General features: G+C 64.8%; 15 protein-coding genes. 12 read left to right on the forward strand and 3 right to left on the reverse strand.

Annotation, left to right across the window (positions count from 1 at the left end):
* Positions 1-73: 73 nt before the first annotated feature.
* The 4 genes from SCD90_RS10850 to SCD90_RS10865 all read left to right on the forward strand — a co-directional run bounded on the left by SCD90_RS10850 (position 74) and on the right by SCD90_RS10865 (position 3,010).
* Positions 74-430: a PepSY domain-containing protein gene (locus tag SCD90_RS10850; protein WP_319844700.1), complete on the forward strand. Its 357-nt coding sequence runs from the start codon at positions 74-76 to the stop codon at positions 428-430.
* A 3-nt stretch (positions 431-433) separates the two neighbouring features.
* Positions 434-1,108, forward strand: a complete 675-nt coding sequence (locus SCD90_RS10855) for a response regulator transcription factor (protein ID WP_319844701.1) — start codon at positions 434-436, stop codon at positions 1,106-1,108.
* A complete protein-coding gene (locus SCD90_RS10860) occupies positions 1,105-2,475 on the forward strand; it encodes an ATP-binding protein (RefSeq protein ID WP_319844702.1) in 1,371 nt (456 codons plus the stop codon). Before SCD90_RS10855 ends, SCD90_RS10860 begins: the two co-directional genes overlap by 4 nt.
* A gap of 67 nt (positions 2,476-2,542) precedes the next feature.
* On the forward strand, positions 2,543-3,010 hold the full coding sequence (locus tag SCD90_RS10865) for a glycine zipper 2TM domain-containing protein (RefSeq protein ID WP_319844703.1): 468 nt from the start codon (positions 2,543-2,545) through the stop codon (positions 3,008-3,010).
* 41 nt (positions 3,011-3,051) lie between these two features.
* Here SCD90_RS10865 and SCD90_RS10870 read toward each other — a convergent pair whose 3' ends face one another.
* Genes SCD90_RS10870 through SCD90_RS10880 form a run of 3 tightly spaced genes read right to left on the reverse strand, consistent with a single transcriptional unit; the run spans position 3,052 to position 7,958 of the window.
* Positions 3,052-3,648: a hypothetical protein gene (locus SCD90_RS10870; protein ID WP_319844704.1), complete on the reverse strand. Its 597-nt coding sequence runs from the start codon at positions 3,646-3,648 to the stop codon at positions 3,052-3,054.
* A complete protein-coding gene (locus tag SCD90_RS10875; RefSeq protein WP_319844705.1) occupies positions 3,645-6,641 on the reverse strand; it encodes a 2Fe-2S iron-sulfur cluster-binding protein in 2,997 nt (998 codons plus the stop codon). The genes SCD90_RS10870 and SCD90_RS10875 overlap by 4 nt, the downstream gene beginning before the upstream one ends.
* Before the next feature lie 57 nt (positions 6,642-6,698).
* Complete coding sequence (locus SCD90_RS10880) at positions 6,699-7,958, reverse strand: FAD-dependent oxidoreductase (RefSeq protein ID WP_319844706.1); 1,260 nt, start codon at positions 7,956-7,958, stop codon at positions 6,699-6,701.
* A 128-nt stretch (positions 7,959-8,086) separates the two neighbouring features.
* Here SCD90_RS10880 and ccmI point away from each other — a divergent pair, with 128 nt between their 5' ends.
* From ccmI to SCD90_RS10920, 8 genes are all read left to right on the forward strand, one after another.
* On the forward strand, positions 8,087-9,202 hold the full coding sequence (gene ccmI, locus SCD90_RS10885) for a c-type cytochrome biogenesis protein CcmI (RefSeq protein WP_319844707.1): 1,116 nt from the start codon (positions 8,087-8,089) through the stop codon (positions 9,200-9,202).
* Complete coding sequence (ccmE, locus tag SCD90_RS10890) at positions 9,199-9,633, forward strand: cytochrome c maturation protein CcmE (protein ID WP_319844708.1); 435 nt, start codon at positions 9,199-9,201, stop codon at positions 9,631-9,633. The genes ccmI and ccmE overlap by 4 nt, the downstream gene beginning before the upstream one ends.
* A complete protein-coding gene (locus SCD90_RS10895) occupies positions 9,630-11,615 on the forward strand; it encodes a heme lyase CcmF/NrfE family subunit (RefSeq protein WP_319844709.1) in 1,986 nt (661 codons plus the stop codon). Before ccmE ends, SCD90_RS10895 begins: the two co-directional genes overlap by 4 nt.
* Entirely contained in the window at positions 11,612-12,079 is a 468-nt protein-coding gene (locus tag SCD90_RS10900) for a cytochrome c-type biogenesis protein (RefSeq protein ID WP_319844710.1), read from the forward strand. The genes SCD90_RS10895 and SCD90_RS10900 overlap by 4 nt, the downstream gene beginning before the upstream one ends.
* A gap of 106 nt (positions 12,080-12,185) precedes the next feature.
* Positions 12,186-13,790 carry a Do family serine endopeptidase gene (locus SCD90_RS10905; protein WP_319844711.1) on the forward strand — a complete coding sequence of 535 codons (1,605 nt, stop codon included), beginning with the start codon at positions 12,186-12,188 and terminating at the stop codon, positions 13,788-13,790.
* 72 nt (positions 13,791-13,862) lie between these two features.
* Positions 13,863-14,540, forward strand: coding sequence for a response regulator transcription factor (locus SCD90_RS10910; protein WP_319844712.1), 678 nt, complete (start codon positions 13,863-13,865; stop codon positions 14,538-14,540).
* The gene (locus SCD90_RS10915) at positions 14,524-15,915 is read left to right on the forward strand and encodes a sensor histidine kinase (protein WP_319844713.1); all 1,392 of its coding nucleotides are present in this window, start codon (positions 14,524-14,526) and stop codon (positions 15,913-15,915) included. Before SCD90_RS10910 ends, SCD90_RS10915 begins: the two co-directional genes overlap by 17 nt.
* The gene (locus tag SCD90_RS10920; RefSeq protein ID WP_319844714.1) at positions 15,912-18,824 is read left to right on the forward strand and encodes a bifunctional [glutamine synthetase] adenylyltransferase/[glutamine synthetase]-adenylyl-L-tyrosine phosphorylase; all 2,913 of its coding nucleotides are present in this window, start codon (positions 15,912-15,914) and stop codon (positions 18,822-18,824) included. The genes SCD90_RS10915 and SCD90_RS10920 overlap by 4 nt, the downstream gene beginning before the upstream one ends.
* The last annotated feature ends 1 nt before the right edge of the window (position 18,825 follow it).

Below are 18,825 nucleotides of genomic sequence, written 5' to 3' on the forward strand. Positions count from 1 at the left end.
TAAGGTGCTCCCACACGCTGAAGCGGGAATCATTCAGCAAGGGTTCAGTGGTGGACGGGCAGGGTCGTCAGGAATGAGACGTGTATTCCAGAGGATCGCGAGCGTCATGATCGGTGCCTGCATGATCGTTCCCGGCGCTGCTCCGGCTCAGGCCGGCGACGGGGCCGTTCTTCTGGCACAGGTCGTGCCGCGCCAGGGCTGCCTATCCCGCCGCGATGCCATAAAGGCTGTGATGTCGGGGCAGGCTCGACCGCTGAGCGATATCCGCGATCAGGCCGAGAACGCCGCCAGTGGCGAGATGATCAGCGCCGACATCTGTCCTCAGGGCGGAAAGCTCGCCTACGTGGTGACGGTTCTCAGCCCTTCCGGAAAGGTTGCCTACGTCACCCTGGATGCCGCAAGTGGCCGGCTCCTCAACGTGCGGCAATAGACAATGCGCGTGCTCGTGGTGGAGGACGATCCCGACCTGAACCGGCAGTTGCATACGGCGCTGGTCGATGCCGGCTATGCCGTCGACCGCGCCTTCGATGGCCAGGAAGGGCACTTCCTCGGGTCGACGGAGCCCTATGACGCAGTGGTGCTGGACATCGGGCTGCCGAAGATGGATGGCCTGCGGGTGCTCGAGGAATGGCGACGCGGAGGACGCCGCTTCCCGGTGCTGCTGCTGACCGCGCGCGACAGGTGGAGCGACAAGGTCCAGGGCTTCGACGCCGGCGCCGACGATTACGTCCCCAAGCCGTTCCATATGGAGGAGATCCTTGCGCGGCTGCGCGCGCTGGTGCGGCGGGCTGCGGGGCACGCGTCGAGCGAACTCACATGCGGGGTCTTGCGGCTGGACACCCGATCAGGCCGTGTTGCGGTCGATGGAAATCCGGTCAAGCTGACATCGCACGAGTACCGGCTTTTGTCGTACCTGATGCACCACCAGGGACGGGTGGTGTCGCGAACCGAACTGGTCGAGCATCTGTATGATCAGGATTTCGACCGCGACTCCAACACCGTGGAGGTGTTCGTCGGCCGCATCCGCCGCAAGCTGGGCGTGGATATCATCCAAACCGTCCGCGGGCTTGGCTATGTGATCATGCCACCCGAGACCGCCGCCACTTGAGACACAATTCGCTTGCCGCCCGGCTGCTCTTTGCGGCGGCGCTCTGGGTGACGATCGTCCTCACCGTGACCGGGCTGACGCTGTCCTCCTACTACAAGGGACTTGTGGAGCGGGGGTTCGACCAGCGTCTCAACGTCTACCTGAAAACCCTGGTCGGAGGGCTGGCCCGCGAATCCGAACTGGAGCAGGTCAACTTCAACATCGGAGAGCCACGGTTCGAGCTGCCGCTTTCCGGCTGGTACTGGCAGATCGGGCGCCGCGACAGCAGCGAATCGCCGGGACGTTCATCGCCGTCCTTGTTCGACCGAAACCTCTCCTTCCTGATCGATCAGGACCCCGAAAAGGACGAGACGGCCACCCGCGAGGCGTACGTCCAGGGACCGGACAAGGAGGAACTGCGGCAGATCGAGCGCATCATCCAGGTCGGTTCCGCACGCTACATCGTGACCGTCGCGGGAGAGACGAGCGAGATAGCCGCCGAGGTCGAGGCCTTCAACAGCTCCTTGCTCACGACGTTCGTGCTGCTTGGTCTCGGGCTGGTGCTCTCGGCGGCGATCCAGGTCCTGTTCGGGCTGCGGCCGCTGAAGAAGATCTCCGCGCAGATCGCCGATATCCGCGCCGGGCGGAGCCTGAAGCTCGAGGGCGACGTGCCGGCTGAGGTGGAGCCTCTTGCGCGGGAACTGAACGCCTTGCTCGAGGGCAACCGCGACATCGTCCAGAGGGCACGTACGCAGGCGGGCAATCTTGCCCACGCGGTTAAAACGCCTCTCTCCGTGATCCTGAACGAAACCAGCCAGGGCACTGACCCGGCTACGGAAAAGATCAGGGAGCAGGCTCTGCTGATGCGGCAGCAGATCGACCATCACCTGGACCGGGCCCGCGTGAGTGCGGGCGTGCTCATGGTCGGCGTTGCCACAGAGGTGCGGCCGATCCTGGATGCACTGGCCCGCACAATGACGAAGGTGCATCGCGACCGGGATCTGCAGATCGATGTGCAGGCTGGCGATGGCCTTTTCCGTGGAGAGCAGCAGGACTTGGAGGAGATGGTCGGAAACCTTCTGGACAATGCGTGCAAGTGGGCTGCGGGCCGCATCGTGGTGAGCGTCGATGCAGGCCCCTTGCGTGCTTCGGCCCAGCATGCCTCGTTGACCGTTACCGTGGACGACGATGGACCTGGGCTTGATGCCGACCAGAGGGAGCAGGCGCTGGCGCGCGGTCACCGACTGGACGAGACCAAGCCGGGCTCCGGGCTCGGTCTGGCCATCGTGTCTGAACTGGCGGCGCTCTATGGAGGCGTTCTCCAACTCGGGGCCTCTCCGATGGGGGGCCTGCGTGCTGAACTGAAGCTCCCGATGGTGGTGGCCTGATAAAGCCAGATTGTTGCCCCAATCGGCGGCTACCGCCTTGGGTAAGGTTTCAAGGGCGGGGTGAGCTGTGAAGAAGATCGTAGCAATTGTCGTTGTGGCGCTTGGCCTCGCCGGCTGTAATCAGACGGCCGGCGATGCAGGGCCCCGCGAGGGTGTGGGCACCGTCGCCGGCGCGGTCGCGGGCGGGCTTATCGGATCCACCTTTGGCTCGGGCAGCGGGCGTGCTGTCGCGACCTTCGCCGGCGCAGCCGTCGGCGGCCTGGTCGGCAACCAGATCGGCCGGTCCATGGACGATCAAGCGCGGCAGCAGGCCTATGAGGCAGAGTACCGCGCGCTTGAATACGGCAATCCCGGTGCGCCCGTGGCGTGGCGTTCGCAGGCCTATTACGGCACCGTGACACCGGGTCCCTATGAGGACCGCCGGGGCTATGAACGTTGCCGTGAATACGCGCACACCGTCTACATCGACGGACGTCCCCAGACCGCCCGAGGCGTGGCGTGCCGCCAGCCGGATGGTCGTTGGGAACCTGTCTGACGATCAGCGGATGCCGGGCAGGGACAACCTTGCCCGGCATCTCACACGGGAGGCGGTGGAGCCGGCTTGAAGAGGCCCAGCGGCCTTGCCAGTTCGGCGGTCCGGACCAGCCTTTCCGATAGGACGGTGCTCCAAGATCGCGGAACGAGGACCAGCCAGGATTCCAGTGGCGCCCGTTCCCGGATCAGCAGGCAGTGTATCCCTGCCAAGGCTGTGCCGCGCGCGTCATCCGGTTGCACTCCCGAGAGATCCTGAGAGCACAGCCGCAGCATCAACTCGGAGGTGTCCGCGCCCATGATGCGCAACAGGCTGTAGCCTCCCGTCGCATCCGTGACGAGCGCATCCCGGGAGCCTTCCCGGAGGCGGCAGCTCAATTCCGAGGCGCTTTCGCGTGGTCCAAGCACCAGCCAATGCCCCGGATCTTGCCTGATCGTGCGCCATTCGGCCGTTTGTCCTGCTTGCGAGAACTCTCTCGGAAAACCCCTGAGCGCGGCCTCAAGGCCGGACAGCGACGTGTCCGACGTATGGGCGCGAACCTCGACAACGCCCGGATCCTCGAGGATGACGATAGCAAGGCTGTCGGCGGCGGCGAAGGAGCGCGGAGCGTCGAGCGTGTCCATCCACAGAAGCGGGCTCATTGGACGTGCTCCCTCGCCAGGAAGTGGCGATCGACAAACCGGATCTCCTGACCCGCACCGGACTGGATGATGAAGGTTTTGGTGCCCTCGATGTGGCCTGTGCCGACCAGCGCAAGAGCTATCGGCCTGCGCAGGGTTGGCGAATAGCCGGACGCGCAGATGTGCCCCACGACCGTGCGGGGCGGCAGCTTTTCGGGATCGAGGACAAGACTTGCACCGACGGGAGGAAGAAGCGTCGCACTTACCGGAAGGGCGCCGTGGATCCGGTGGCGCGCGAAGGACAGAGCCGGCCGCGCCAAACCTCTCTTGCCGACAAACTCCGGCTTCTCGACGTCGACAAGTCGATCCAGCCCCAGGTCAAAGGGCGTTACCTTCTCGGTGAGTACCTGTCCCGGAATGAGACCTGCTTCCAATTGGAGCCGCCGCAGGGCGCCCAATCCGATCGGAGTCAGTCCAAGAGGCGCGCCGAGGGCTGCCACCTGGGCGCAGAAATCCGCCACGTAACCGGCGGGCAGGGCGATCTCAAGTTCAGGGGCTCCGGTGTGTGAGGAGGCATGAAGGTGCATCTCCGTGCCGAGCAGTTCGCCTCGGAAGCTTGCTCCACGCAGTATCGAATGCACGTCGAAGTCGGGTGCCATGTTCGACAGCAATGCGGGGACATTCGGGCCGACCAGGACCACCCTGCCCAGGCGTTCCGTTTCGTCGGCAAGCGTCACCCGAAGGGCGGGCCCCTCCGATGATCGCCAGCGCTCCAGCCAATCGCACAACCCGGCGCCGGCTTCGATGCCCGCGCTGACGATGAAGCGCGATGCCGATATCCGCGACACCTCGATCTGGTCTCGAAGAAAGCCGTCCTCGTCCAGCAGCGCGGCAGGTCGCGAGGCCCCGATCGGGATGCCATCGAGCTTTGTCGAACTGACAAGACCGAGGAACCTCTCGGCGTCGGGACCATCCACGACGATCCGGGCAGAGGAGCCAGCGTCGAGCATGCCAACGCGGTGCCGGGCCGCGAGAACCTCGCGGCGCACCGAACTTTCGTGATCCTCGTCGCCTTGCGGGAAGGCCGATGCCATGAGCCAGCCGCCGGTTTCCTGAAGAAGCTCGCTTTTCAGGCGCGACGACAGCGGCGTTGTCCGGGCCTGTCGAGGGTGCGTTCCATGATGTGCGGCTGCCAGGAGGGCGAGGCTTACGGGAACGAGCGGAGGGCGCGAGGTGGTGTGCTGAACACTCTCGCCGAGTTTCAGGCGAGTCTGCACCATTGCTGCATTTGATGCGGCCATCTTGCCTTGATCGAGGCCCTGGCCGAGCTTCACGTAACGCTTCAGATGTTCCGGCGAAGTGTAACCTTCCTGAGCGGCCAGATGGAGATCTGCAACGGTCACGTCCTGACGGAAATCAACGAAGGCCGTGGAGCGCTGCTCCGGTGACGCGATGTCCGGCAACATTCCAACCGCTTCCGCGGGCTCGTCCCAGGTGATGTCGACATCGACGTCAGAGGGTCGGACCCTGTCGCCGGTCGAGGCCGCGCCGAGCACGTAGGCCGCTGCCTGCTCTCCGGCGCGCCAGCCATCCTGAAGGACAGGGGCTGCGTCCAGGATCCCGTTGGCTCCGCCAGCCGTGAACAGGCCGGGGGGCAAGGCCTTCGGGTGAAAGCCTCCGACGGATTCATCGAAGTCGAGCGGGACGCCCAATTGGCCGACAAGGCCCAAAGAAGGGCTCCACCCGCCCGACACCAGCACGGTGTCGCATTCCACGCGCTGCTCAAGCGCGGGAGCGTCGAACGTGAGCCGGTTCGCCAATGTCGCGCCATTGATCCCGCCGCGCCGCCGCCACTCGGTGCCAACCGGCGCGGTGCCGGGCGAGACAGAGAGCCCATGTGCTTTCGAGATGTGGAACAGGGATCCGTCCGGTTGGATCCTGAGGTCCGCAATGCGCACGACTTCGCCGCCGGCGGCGGAGATGTCGGCAGCGGTGCGGTAGCCTTCATCGCCTGAGGTGGCGATCACAAACCGTTGCCCGGGGAGGACGCCGTAGCGGCGGGCGAACAGACGGGCGCTCGTGGCCAGCATGACACCCGGCCGGTCATTGCCGGGGAACATCAGCGGCTTTTCGGTTGCACCTGTTGCCACGACGATGGCCTTGGTGCGCAGCTTCCAAAGGCGTTCGGCAAGCGGAGGCCGGTCCGTACCGGGAGCCGATACACGCTCGACCAGAACGGCCTGGCCACCCTCGAACAAGCCGATGGCCGTTGTGCCGCGCAGGATGTGGATGTTGCCGAAAGCGGCCAGCCCGGCAGCCTTTCTGGCCGTCCACTCAAGAAGCGGAACCCCTTCGACGCGTCCGTCATAGGCATCGACCATCCCGCCGAGGCGACAATCCGCCTCCGCCAGCACGACCGAGAGGCCGCGGGACGCCGCCGCTTCCGCTGCGGCAAGGCCCGCAAGGCCCCCGCCGACGACGAGGACATCTGCATGGAGGTGCACGTGCTCGTAGCCTGCGTCGCCCGTCGATGCAGGAGCGCGGCCGGCGCTGACGGCGCGGCGAAGCAGCCGTTCGTAGAACGGGGATGCCTTGGCGGGCCATTTGAACGCCTTGTAGTAGAACCCCGCCGGCATGAACGGACGTGCATGATCGAGGATATCGGCAGGGTTCCAGCCGAAGCGGCTCCGCCCATGTCCGCTCGTGACGGCCATTCCCTCGATGAGAGGCGTGGTCGTTGCCTGAACGTTGGGGCGTGATGCGTGCGCATCCGCGACAGTGAGGAATGCGTTCGGCTCGTCCGCACCGATGGCGATGATGCCGCGCGGGCGACCGAACCTTGCTCCACGACCGACGATCTGTACGCCGTTGGCCAGAAGAGCACTGGCGATGGTGTCGCCCGCAAATCCGAGGCAGGTCCGGCCGTCGAATGTGAAGTGCAGGGGAGTTGCCCGGTCGATCAGCCGACCGAAACGATTGTCGCGGCCAGGTTGGAGGCGCTTGCGTGCCTTCACAGCCCCATTCCTCCCGTAATGCCGCTCGCCCGGCGGGTGATGAGAAGCATGTCGGCCTCAGTGCGCAACGGCGGAAGCCGCAGTTTCGTCGACGAGCCGGCCGCTGGTGAACCGATCCAACGTGAACGGCTGCACCAGCGCGTGCGGCTTGCCATGGACCGTTGTGCTCGCGGTGATGAGGCCAGCGGCCGGGATGGCCTTGAACCCTCCGGTGCCCCAGCCGCAGCTCAGGTAAAGGCGATCGGGCCCCGCCGGTCCCAGGATCGGTGATCGATCAGGCGTCAGGTCCACCGTTCCTGCCCATTGCCGCATCATGCGAAGGGCCGCAAAGGACGGGAACAGACTGATGAGGGAGGCGGCGGTGTCCTCCACCGCGCGCAGAGATCCGCCCGGTGAAAGGCTTGGGTGTCCGTCCGTCGCACCGCCGATAACAAGTTCTCCGGTGTTCGCCTGGCTGAGATAAGGGCGTTTGGCGCCACACAGCACAACGACATCGAGCACCGGTTTAAGAGGCTCCGAAACGAAAGCACTTAGCGATGTCGCCTCCAGAGGCAGGTGCACGCCGGCACTCTGCGCCAGACCTGCACTTCCCGCAGCCGCTGCGAGGACAACGGCACCAGCCGCCACGTCGCCCTGCGCGGTCCGCACACCTGTTGTCCGGCCATTCACGGTCAAGACACTTTCGACGTCGCAGTTTTCAATGATGTCCACGCCGAGCCTTGCGGCGGCTCGGGCATAGCCCCAGGCCACCGCATTGTGATTGGCGACGCCGCCGCGAGGTTGCCACAAGGCCCCGAGCAAACGGCCCTCCGGTACCGGATCTCCCAGGAGCGGAAGGATGGAGCGGGCTTCGCTCGCCGGGATCATCCAGGACTTGATTCCGAATTGCGCGTTTGCGTCGGCAGTGCGCGAGAGGCTGTCCAGTTCGTCTTGCGAGAAGGCGAGTTCGATGAGCCCGCGTGGCGAGAACCAGGTGTTGAAATTCAATTCTGCGGTGAGGCCTTCGAACATCCCATGCGACAGCCCGTAGAGAGCCATGCTGGGCTGATGCAGGTAATTCGACCGGACGATCGTGGTGTTGCGAGCCGTGTTGCCGCCGCCGAGCCAGCCCTTTTCGATCACTGCGACATCGCGGACGCCGAAGCGCTTCGCCAGATAATAAGCGGTCGCGAGGCCGTGTCCGCCACCTCCCACGATGACCACATCATAGGAACGGCGCAATTGCGCCTTGCGCCAAGCTGGCGCCCAGCCGGAGTGATGGCGCCGGCCTTCCCGAATGAGGGACAAGAGGGAATATCGGCGGGTTGTTCGTGCCATGCCTGTACTCAAATGAATCAGCGCCGATTGACTGAGTGTAGCTGCCCGACCCGCACCGGCAAAGCACGGGACATCCCGTCACGGTCGAGCCTCGCCACAGGGTCGGGCCGTTGTGGTAGTGAAGCGGCATGATGCTCGCGATCGCTTTTGCGCTGATGACCGCCGCGGCCGTTATGGCCGTGCTGTGGCCGCTCGGCCGGCGGAGCCGCGTGACCGCCCCATCGAAGAGCGGGGAGGCGGCGGTGTACCGCGATCAGCTGGACGAGATCGACCGCGAACGGGAACATGGCGTCATAGGTGCGGCCGAAGCGGCTGCTGCCCGCACGGAAGTGGCTCGGAGGTTGCTCGCCGCATCTGAGCCAGTCGCCACAGCACAGAGCGGCGGAGATGTCGCCCGGCGGCGGGCTGCGGCTCTCGTGGGACTGATCGGCGTTCCAGTGCTGGCCCTCGGGATCTACGGAGGTCTCGGTAGGCCGGATCTTCCGGATCGCTCGTTGGCGGCACGCGAGCAAAGTGAGCCGGCGGTTGCGCTGTCGCAATTGGTGGCGCGAGTGGAGGCGGAACTTGCGAGCCGGCCCCAGGATGGTCGCGGCTGGCAGGTCATCGCTCCGGTCTATCTGCGGAGCGGGCGTTCAGCAGAAGCAGCGGACGCCTATTCGCGCGCCATTCGGCTGCTGGGTTCGTCGGCGGAGCTGGAGGCCGGTCTGGGCGAGGCGTTCGTTCAGGCGGCAGATGGCCGCGTGACCGCTGAAGCGGAGCAGGCGTTCCAACGAGCGCTCCAACTGGATTCGGGCCTGCCGCAGGCCCATCTTCAACTGGCGCGTGCACGCGAGCAACGCGGAGACCTCAAAGGGGCGGCGGGCGTGTACCGAGGCTTGATCGAGGCGGCGGAAAAGGACGCAGCCTGGCTTCCTGCCGCGCGCCGCTCATTGGCGCGGCTCGCATTGGGCAGCGATGGTACGGCGCCCCCCGTAGATCCAGGCGCACTGGCCGGCCAAACCCTGGAGCAGCGTGTTGTGACGATCCGCAGCATGGTCGAAGGTCTGGAAAGCCGGCTTCGCGCCTCTCCGGATGATCTGGCCGGGCATCTCCGGTTGATCCGGGCATGGATGATGATGGGCGAAAGCGCCAAAGCCGAAGACGCGGCCGCTGCGGCGCGGCAGACTTTTGCAGGACGCGACGAGGCGGTCCGACGCATCGATGACCTGATGCTGGGCCTCGATCTGGACAAGGGACCGGCATGACGAGGAAAGGAAGACGGCTCGCGTTCATTGGTTGCGCCGGAGCAGTGCTCGCGATCGCGGCCGGACTCGTCTTGAACGCGCTGAACGACACTATTGTGTTCTTCAGTGGCCCAACCCAGATCGTCCAGCAGCCGCCGGCTGCCGGCACGCGGCTGAGGCTGGGCGGGCTCGTGGAAAACGGAAGCGTCCGCCGCGAAGGTCCCGAGGTTCATTTCGCAGTGGAGGACGGCACGAGCCGGGTTCCCGTTGTCTATGCCGGACTGCTGCCCGACCTGTTCAGGGAAGGCCAGGGCGTGGTTGCGGAAGGCGCCATGGAGCCTGACGGTACTTTCCGCGCGGCCAGCGTGCTGGCGAAGCACGACGAGAGCTACATGCCCAGGGAAGTGGCCGAGGCCTTGAAAGAGCAGGGCACCTGGAAGGGCAATCCGTGATCGCGGAGGCGGGGCACTACGCGCTTATTCTGGCGCTGGCGCTGGCGGCTGTGCAGAGCACGGTGCCGCTCTGGGGTGCGCGTCGAGGTGATGCCCGGCTGATGGCCGTGGGAGAGGGGACGGCGCTCGGGCAGTTGCTGTTCGTCTCGTTTGCCTTTGCCGCGCTTACCGCCGCCTATGTGACGTCGGACTTCTCGCTGCTGAACGTGGTCGAGAATTCACATTCGGCAAAGCCGCTGATCTACAAGGTCTCGGGAGTTTGGGGGAACCATGAGGGTTCCATGCTGCTCTGGGTCCTCATCCTCGTCCTGTTCGGCGCCGCGGTAGCAGCGTTCGGCCGAAATCTTCCGCTCACGCTGCGTGCCAATGTGCTGGCCGTTCAGGGCTGGATCGCCGGCGCGTTCCTCATCTTCATGCTTGCCGCATCCAACCCGTTCACGCGGCTCGATCCTGCGCCGGTGCAGGGCCGCGATCTGAACCCGCTTCTCCAGGACATCGGTCTCGCGGTGCATCCGCCCCTTCTGTATGCGGGCTATGTCGGCTTCTCCATCGCATTCGCCTTCGCCATCGCAGCCCTCATCGAAGGACGGATCGATGCCGCGTGGGCACGCTGGGTGCGGCCCTGGACTCTCGCAGCCTGGATCTTCCTGACGCTCGGCATCGCGATGGGATCGTACTGGGCCTATTACGAGCTTGGCTGGGGTGGATTCTGGTTCTGGGACCCGGTGGAGAACGCATCGCTCCTGCCTTGGCTTGCCGGCACCGCCCTGTTGCACTCGGCGCTGGTGATGGAGAAGCGTGAGGCGCTGAAGGTCTGGACCGTGCTCCTGGCACTGCTGACCTTTGCGTGCTCGCTGCTGGGAACCTTCCTCGTGCGGTCTGGGGTGCTGACTTCGGTTCACGCCTTCGCGGTGGACCCGACGCGCGGACTGTTCATCCTCGTGATCCTGGCTATCTTCGTTGGCGGCTCGCTGTCGTTGTTCGCCCTGCGCGCCGGAAAGCTCAGGCAGGGTGGCATCTTCGCCCCGGTTTCGCGTGAAGGCGCCCTGGTGCTGAACAATCTTCTGCTCTCGACAGCGACCGCGACCGTGCTGGTGGGCACGCTCTACCCGCTGGCGCTGGAAGGCGTGACGGGAGAGAAGATTTCGGTGGGAGCGCCGTTCTTCAACGCCACGTTCGGGCCGCTGGCGCTGGCCCTGCTGTGCGCCGTTCCGTTCGGACCTTTGCTTGCGTGGAAGCGCGGAGACCTGTTCTGGGCAGTTCAGAGGCTGTGGGCGGCCGCCGGGGTAGCGGTGCTCGGAGGTGCGTGTGCCGCCCTCTTCATGACCGGCGGGCCGGTTCTCGCGCCTCTTGGCGTGGCGCTCGCATTTTTCATCATTGTCGGTTCCTTTGCGGAACTGACCGAGCGCACGCGCCTGTTCCGGCAACCGCTGTCTCACAGTTTCAGGCGTGCGACGGGCGTGCCCAGTGCGGTGTGGGGCGGTGCACTTGCCCATGCGGGGCTCGGCCTTTGCCTGCTCGGTGTCGTCGGCGCGACGGCTTGGAACGAGGAGCGGATCCAGACGCTGCGGTCGGGTGAGATGATCGAATTCGGGGGTCGCGACCTCGTTCTCGAGAATGTGGGCGAGCGCATGGGCTCCAATTACCGCGACATTGTCGGCAGCTTCGCCGTTCGGCGCGGCGGCACGGTCGAGAAGCGGGTGGAGTCCAGCAAGAGGTTCTACACGGCCCGCCAGATGACGACGACCGAAGCGGGGTTGCTGACCTATGGCTTCTCCCAACTTTACGTGTCGCTGGGTGAGCTTGGCGAGAACGGCACGGTTGCCGTCCGGGCTGAATGGAAGCCTCTGGTTCTGCTGATCTGGCTTGGGCCGGTGTTGATGGCTCTGGGTGGAGTTCTGTCGATTGCCGATCGCCGCCTTCGCATCGGCGTGCCGCGGCCCGCGCGGGCACGGCGCGTGGCCCCGGTCCCGGCGGAATGAAGGCCATGGTCGCAATGCGAGCGCTCGCCTTTGCTCTGGTCTTCGCCCTGCCAATGCATGCTCTGGCTTTGGAGCCGGGTGAAGCTCTGCCGGATGCTGCCGCCGAGGCGCGCGCGCGGTCCTTGTTCGTCGAATTGCGGTGCATGGTCTGCCAGAACCAGTCGATCAGCGATTCCGATGCACCTTTGGCAAAGGATCTGCGGATGCTGGTGCGCGAGCGCGTCAGTGCGGGCGACAGCAGTGAGGAGATCAAGGAATTCCTGGTGGAGCGCTACGGCGAATTCGTGCTGCTGCGTCCGCGCTTCAGCGGTGAGACGGCGCTGCTGTGGCTGGCGCCCGGGATCGTGTTGGTGGGCGGTGCCGTAGGGATGCTTCTCGCGCGACGGCGTCGGCTGCATCAGCAACCGCAGCTGAGCGACGACGAGGAACGTCGTCTGGAAGCGCTGCTCGATAAGATGCGCTAGCGAACCTTACGAAGAATTCATGTGCCGGACATGGAGCCGTAAGGCCCGGTGCACCATCTTTGGAGACGAAGCGGTCGATCCCGCCCGATCAGAGAAGGAAGCTAGCATGCCATTCAACACCAACAGGGTTTCCGGCGGTGCGCTGGCGCGGCGCAAGCGGGCTTTGCTCGCCTCTGCATTCGCCCTCGGCCTCGGCGGTCTGGTAGCGGGAGAGGCCATGCTCTCCAGCAGCACGGACGCTCAGGCCCAGGTCACCCAGGTGCAGAACCTGAGCCAGAACAACAATCTGCGCGACGAAGCGCCCCGCCAGCAGCAGATCAGCTTCGCCGACGTGGTGGAGACCGTGAAGCCGGCGGTTCTCAGCGTCCGGGTGAAGACCTCCGCTCCCGACAACGCTAACGCTCAGAGCCAGATGCCGGGCTTCTTCCGCGATCTGCCCGAGGGACATCCGCTACGCCGCTTCTTCGATGAATTCGGTCGCCCGAATGGTGGCGATCAGGGCCAGGGCCCGGGTCCGCAGCGTCGTGGGCCGCGCCAGTTCGGCATGGCACAGGGATCCGGATTCTTCATCTCGGCTGACGGCTATGCGGTGACCAACAACCACGTTGTCGAGAATGCCAACGAGGTCGAAGTCGGCACTGACGACGGCAAGACCTACAAGGCTCGCGTGATCGGCACCGATCCTCGTACGGATCTGGCGCTGCTGAAGGTGGACGACGTCAAGGATCTGAAGTTCGTCTCGTTCGGGCCGCAGTCCCCGCGCGTGGGCGACTGGGTGGTTGCAATCGGCAATCCGTTCGGTCTCGGCGGCTCCGTTACGGCCGGCATTGTGTCCGCTCGCGGGCGCGATATCGGCGCCGGTCCCTACGACGACTTCCTGCAGATCGACGCAGCTGTAAACCGCGGCAATTCCGGCGGTCCGACATTCAACCTGAGGGGTGAAGTGGTGGGTGTGAACACCGCCATCTATTCGCCGTCGGGCGGCAATGTCGGCATCGCATTCGCAGTTCCTTCTGAAGTTGCGACGCGGGTCATCGACGAGCTGCGGCAGAGTGGATCGGTCACGCGCGGCTGGCTGGGCATCCAGATTCAGCCGGTTAGCGAAGAGATCGCCGATTCGCTGGGCTTGAAGGAGCCGAAGGGTGCACTTGTCGTTGAACCCCAACCCGGCAGCCCGGGTCAGAAGGCGGGCATCCAGGCTGGCGACGTGGTGCTCAACGTCGATGGGCACCAGGTTGAAGACGCTCGCGACCTGTCACGGACGATTGCCGGCCTGAAGCCGAACACCAAGGTCAACATCACGCTGTGGCGCGCTGGTGCGGAGAAGAAGGTGACGGTGGATCTGGGTACGCTGCCTGCCGAGAACCAGCAGGCGTCGAACCGCGACACCGATCGCGGAACCCAGAGCGAGCCTGAAACTACTCCGCCTGCCTTGGCTGACCTCGGCCTGACGCTCCAGTCGGCCTCACGCGTCAGCGGTGCGGGAAGCGATGGCGTGGTTGTATCGGACATCAGCGAGAACAGCGGCGTCTCCGAGAAGCTGCGGGTGGGCGATGTGATTCTCGAAGTCGGGGGCACGAAGGTGTCGACGCCCCGGGATGTGGGCGATGCATTCCAGTCCGCTCGGGAGAAGGGTACGCGCTCCGTGCTGATGCGGGTGCGCACCGGCGACAACACCCGCTATGTGGCGGTGCCTGTTTCGCGCGGCTGACATTGACGAAGCGGGCGGCCCCTGCCGCCCGCTTCTCTTTTCCGGCATGCCTTCACGTGTAAGAGAAAGAGCATGCGAATCCTTGTCGTCGAGGACGACCTCCACGCGGCCGCCTACCTGACCAAAGCCCTCAACGAGGCCGGGCACACCGCCGATCACGCCAGAGACGGCGAAGAGGGCTACGCCCTCGCACGCGAGGGCTATGACGCGCTGGTGGTAGACCGGCTGCTCCCGCGGATGGATGGCCTTACCCTGATCGGGCGGCTGCGGGCAGAGGGCGACCGCACCCCTGTTCTGATCCTCTCCGCTCTGGGCCATGTGGACGACCGCGTGCTGGGTCTTCGGGCAGGCGGTGACGATTATCTGCCGAAGCCCTATGCCTTCACGGAATTGCTGGCGCGGGTCGAGGCGCTCGGACGTCGGCAATCGTCGGCTGCGGGCGAGACGGTGTACCGGGTGGGCGAACTCGAACTGGACAGGCTGGCGCACCGCGTCACCCGCTGCGGGCAAGAGGTGCCTCTTCAGCCTCGCGAGTTCCGGCTGCTGGAGTACCTGATGCGCCACGCCGGGCAGGTGGTGACGCGCACCATGCTGCTGGAGAATGTCTGGGACTACCACTTCGACCCGCAGACCAATGTGATCGATGTCCACGTGTCCCGCCTTCGATCAAAGATCGACAAGGGCTTCGACACCCCTCTGCTGCACACTGTCCGGGGCGCGGGATACATGATCCGTGACGGCGCTCGTTAAGCTTGTCCGCACCACCGCTTTCAAGCTGGCGCTTGGCCTGCTTGCGGCCTTTGCGGTGACCGCGACGCTCAGCCTGGGCTATGTGCTCTGGCAATCCGGCCGAATTATACAGCAGCAAATCGCCGCTTCGGTCGCGACGGAAATCGTGAGCCTCCGCCAAAGCTATTCGGGCGCGGGCTTGCTGGGCCTGCTGCGGCAGGTCGAGGACCGTTCTGCCCGCACCAATGGATTTATCTATCTTGTGAGCGCGCCAACGGGTGAACCTCTCGTTGGCAATGTCGTTTCCTTGCCGCCCGGCGTGATCGACCGCACCGGAGAAACAGAGACCGACTACACGCGCAGGAGTTCTGCAGGCGAGGCGCGCGGGACCGCCTATGTGCGGGTGCTCGTGCTGCCGAGCGGCTTTCGGCTCCTTGTGGGCCAGGATATCGCGGAACGCCGGCGGTTCGCGGAGGTGCTTGCACGGGCGATCATCGGCGGACTGGTGCTGGTCGTTGTCTTGGGCCTTGCCGGTGGCCTTTTTGTCGCCCGTCAAGTTCTGGTGCGGATCGACGCCCTGACCGACACGAGCCGGGACATCATGGCCGGAGATCTTTCCCGGCGCTTGCCTGTATCGGGCTCAGGCGACGAATTCGACCGGCTCGCCGTGGCGGTCAACGCCATGCTCGAGCGCATCACCGGCTTGATGGACGGCCTCAGGCAGGTCAGTGATGACGTGGCGCACGACCTAAAAACGCCGCTGACGCGAATCCGCAGCGGCGCCGAGGAAGCACTGCGCAACGGCCGGGAAACCGCCGATCACCGAGCAGCACTTGAGAAGGTGCTCGAAGAGTCCGATCAATTGATCTCCACCTTCAATTCCATGCTGCTCATCGCCCGGGCCGAGTCCGGCAATGCACGCGACGTGATGAAGAAGGTGGATGCCGCGGATATCCTTGCGGGCGTTGCAGAACTTTACGAGCCGGTAGCAGAGGATGCGGGTTTCACGTTTTCAGCAAAGGTCTCGGGCCCTGCGATGATTCACGGAAACCGGGAACTACTGGCGCAGTCTGTGTCCAACCTCATCGACAACGCGATAAAGTATGGCCGGGGCGGCGAAGGCGGCGCGATCAACAAGATCGAGCTTTCGCTGGAGCAGGATGACCATAGCGTGAAGCTTGTTGTCGCTGACCGTGGGCCGGGAATACCGGCAGATGACCGGGTGCGTGTTCTCGAGCGTTTCGTCAGGTTGGAGACCAGCCGATCGCAGCCGGGTTCAGGTTTGGGTTTGAGCCTTGTGAACGCCGTGGCACATCTGCATGGCGGCACGCTGACGCTTGCCGATGACCAACCAGGACTTCGCGCCGTGATCTCACTTCCCAAGACAGCCGCATGAATTCCGGCTCGATGCTCGCTGAACGTATCATCGCAGGCCCCATCTCTGGACCCGATGGCCGGGAAAAGGTGGAGGATCTTCTCGGGGGCCATCAAGGTCTTGCCGAATTGGTGCGACGCCATACGACCGTGCATGGACTGCTGGCGGGCATCGCCGAAGGGTCGCCGTATCTGTGGCGACTGATCACAACAAAGCCGGACCGGCTGGAGCGGTTGCTGAGCCATGCTCCGGAAACGGAGCGTGATGCGGCGTTGATCAGGTGTCGGTCGGCTGCCGCCGCCTCCGACGAGGCGGCGCTGATGTCCGCCCTTCGTCTCGCGAAGCAGGACATCGCGCTTCTGACTGCCCTAGCAGATCTTGGCGGCGTCTGGAACGTGCCCGTTGTTACGGCAGCATTGAGTGATCTTGCCGATATCGCACTGCAATCGGGATTGCAGTTCCTGCTGCGCGCGGAGGCCGCGAAAGGCCGCTTCGTCGCGGCAGGCGACGATCCGCAGGAGGGCTCCGGGCTCATCGTCCTTGCCATGGGCAAGCATGGCGCACGCGAACTCAATTACTCGTCCGATATCGATATCGTTGTCTTCTACGACCGTGAGCGAGCACCGCTTGCAGACGGAACAGACGCTGCGTCCTTCTTCTCGCGCCTGGTGCAGCGGCTTGCCCGCATCATGCAGGAGCGAACGGCGGACGGTTATGTGTTCCGGACCGATCTGCGGTTGAGGCCGGACCCTGGCTCAACGCCTGTCGCGATCTCGGTCGAGGCGGCTATCTCGTACTACGAAAGCGTCGGCCAGAATTGGGAACGTGCCGCGATGCTGAAGGCACGGCCTTGCGCTGGCGACATCGAGGCTGCCGGCTCCTTCCTGAAGGAGATGGTGCCCTTCATCTGGCGCAAGTACCTGGACTATGCGGCCATCGCGGACATCCATGCGATGAAGCGCCAGATCCACGTGCACCGGGGCCACGGGCAGATTGCCGTGGAAGGGCACAATCTGAAGCTCGGGCGCGGGGGCATCCGCGAGATCGAGTTCTTCGTGCAGACCCAACAATTGGTGGCAGGGGGGCGCATACCCTCCCTGCGCGTGCGTGGGACCGAAGAGGCGCTGGCCGAACTGGTCCGCGGCGGCTGGATCAGCGAGGACGTGCAGTGTGAACTGGTCGATGCCTATCGCTACTTGCGAGGCCTTGAACACAGATTGCAGATGGTTGCCGACGAGCAGACCCATTCTCTGCCTTCGGATGAGGAAAAGATCTCCCGGTTCGCCAGGTTCGCCGGCTATGCCGACCGCGACGAACTGGCGGCATCGCTTCAGCCCTGTCTCGAGACGGTGCAGGGGCACTACGAACGCCTGTTCGAGGATGCACCGCCGCTCGACGCCTCCATCGGCAGCCTTGTCTTCACGGGAGAGGAAGACGATCCCGAAACGCTGATGACCCTTTCGAAGCTCGGCTTCTCGGATCCTGCGCAGGTCGCGGCGCTTGTGAGAGGCTGGCATCACGGACGGACGCCAGCTACCCGCTCCGCCCGGGCGCGGGAACTGCTGACGGAACTGGTTCCAGCCCTGCTGCATGCGTTTGGCCGAACTTCCGATCCAAATCTTGCCTTGCGGGCGTTCGACAGACTGCTCGAGCGGCTATCCGCAGGCATCGAGCTGTTTGCAATATTGCGCTCGAATGGCGGCTTCCTTGGCCTGATTGCCGATGCGCTTGGAACGGCGCCGCGTATCGCGGAGGTGGTTTCAAAGCGGCCCCATGTCCTCGACGTGGTGTTCGAGCCGGCCTTCTTTTCCAGGCTCCCGACGATGGAAGAGCTCGCCGAGCGACTGGACCGGTCACTCTCCGAAGCCAGCGCCTACGAGGAGGTTCTCGATCGCGCGCGCATATTCGGCCAGGAGCAGAGGGTTCTGATCGGCATGAGGGTGTTGTCCGGCACCATCGGGGCGGACGCTGCCGGTGCCGCTTATGCGCGGCTTGCCGACCTTCTGATCAACAGGCTGCACCGCGCGGTAGCCGAGCAGATGGCGAGCGCCCATGGGCGGGTTCCAGGAGCACAGTCCTGCGTCCTCGCGATGGGCAAGCTTGGCGGACGCGAGATGACTGCGGCGTCGGATCTCGACTTGATCCTCATCTACGAGCATCCCGACGATGCTTTGGAGTCGGATGGCCCGAGGCCGCTTGCAACCGCGCAATACCACGCACGGATGACGCAGAGGCTGATCGCAGCCCTTTCAGCGCCCACCAGCGAAGGGGCGTTGTACGAGGTCGATCTCAGGCTGCGGCCATCCGGCCGTTCCGGACCGCTCGCTACACGGTTGAGGGCTTTCCAGGACTACCAGGCTTCCGAGGCCTGGACTTGGGAGCACATGGCTCTGACCCGCGCCCGGCCGATCTCGGGACCCCAGGATTTCCAGCAAACCGTTCTCACCTCCGTCATGGACGTGCTGCAGAGACCTCGCGATGTCGGGAAGGCCGCGACAGATGTTCGAGCCATGCGCGAGCGGCTCAAGACGGAGAGGGAAGCCCGTACGCACTGGGATCTTAAATACTCCCCCGGCGGGCTGATCGACCTCGAATTTCTGGCGCAATACCTGCAGCTGGTTCATGGCCGGACCCATCCCGGCATCCTCAAGACCGCCACCTTTGCGGTCTTCGACGCGGCAGGTGAGGCCGGTCTCATCAGCGCAGGGGATACGGAAATCCTGCAGTCGGCCACCCGACTGCAGCACAACCTGACGCAGGTGCTGCGGCTTTGCCTTACCGGGCCGTTCGATCCGGAAACCGCGAGCGCTGGATTGCGGGCTCTCCTGGCTCGTCAGGGTGAGGTGCCGGACTTTGCCTCGCTGGACGCCGAGTTGCGCGACCAGCAGCAACGCGTGCAGGAGGTCGTCGCCCGGATCATCCCCGGCTAGA

The sequence above is a fragment of the Terrihabitans rhizophilus genome (assembly GCF_033898525.1).
In the GTDB taxonomy this organism is placed as follows: domain Bacteria; phylum Pseudomonadota; class Alphaproteobacteria; order Rhizobiales; family Methylopilaceae; genus Flaviflagellibacter; species Flaviflagellibacter rhizophilus.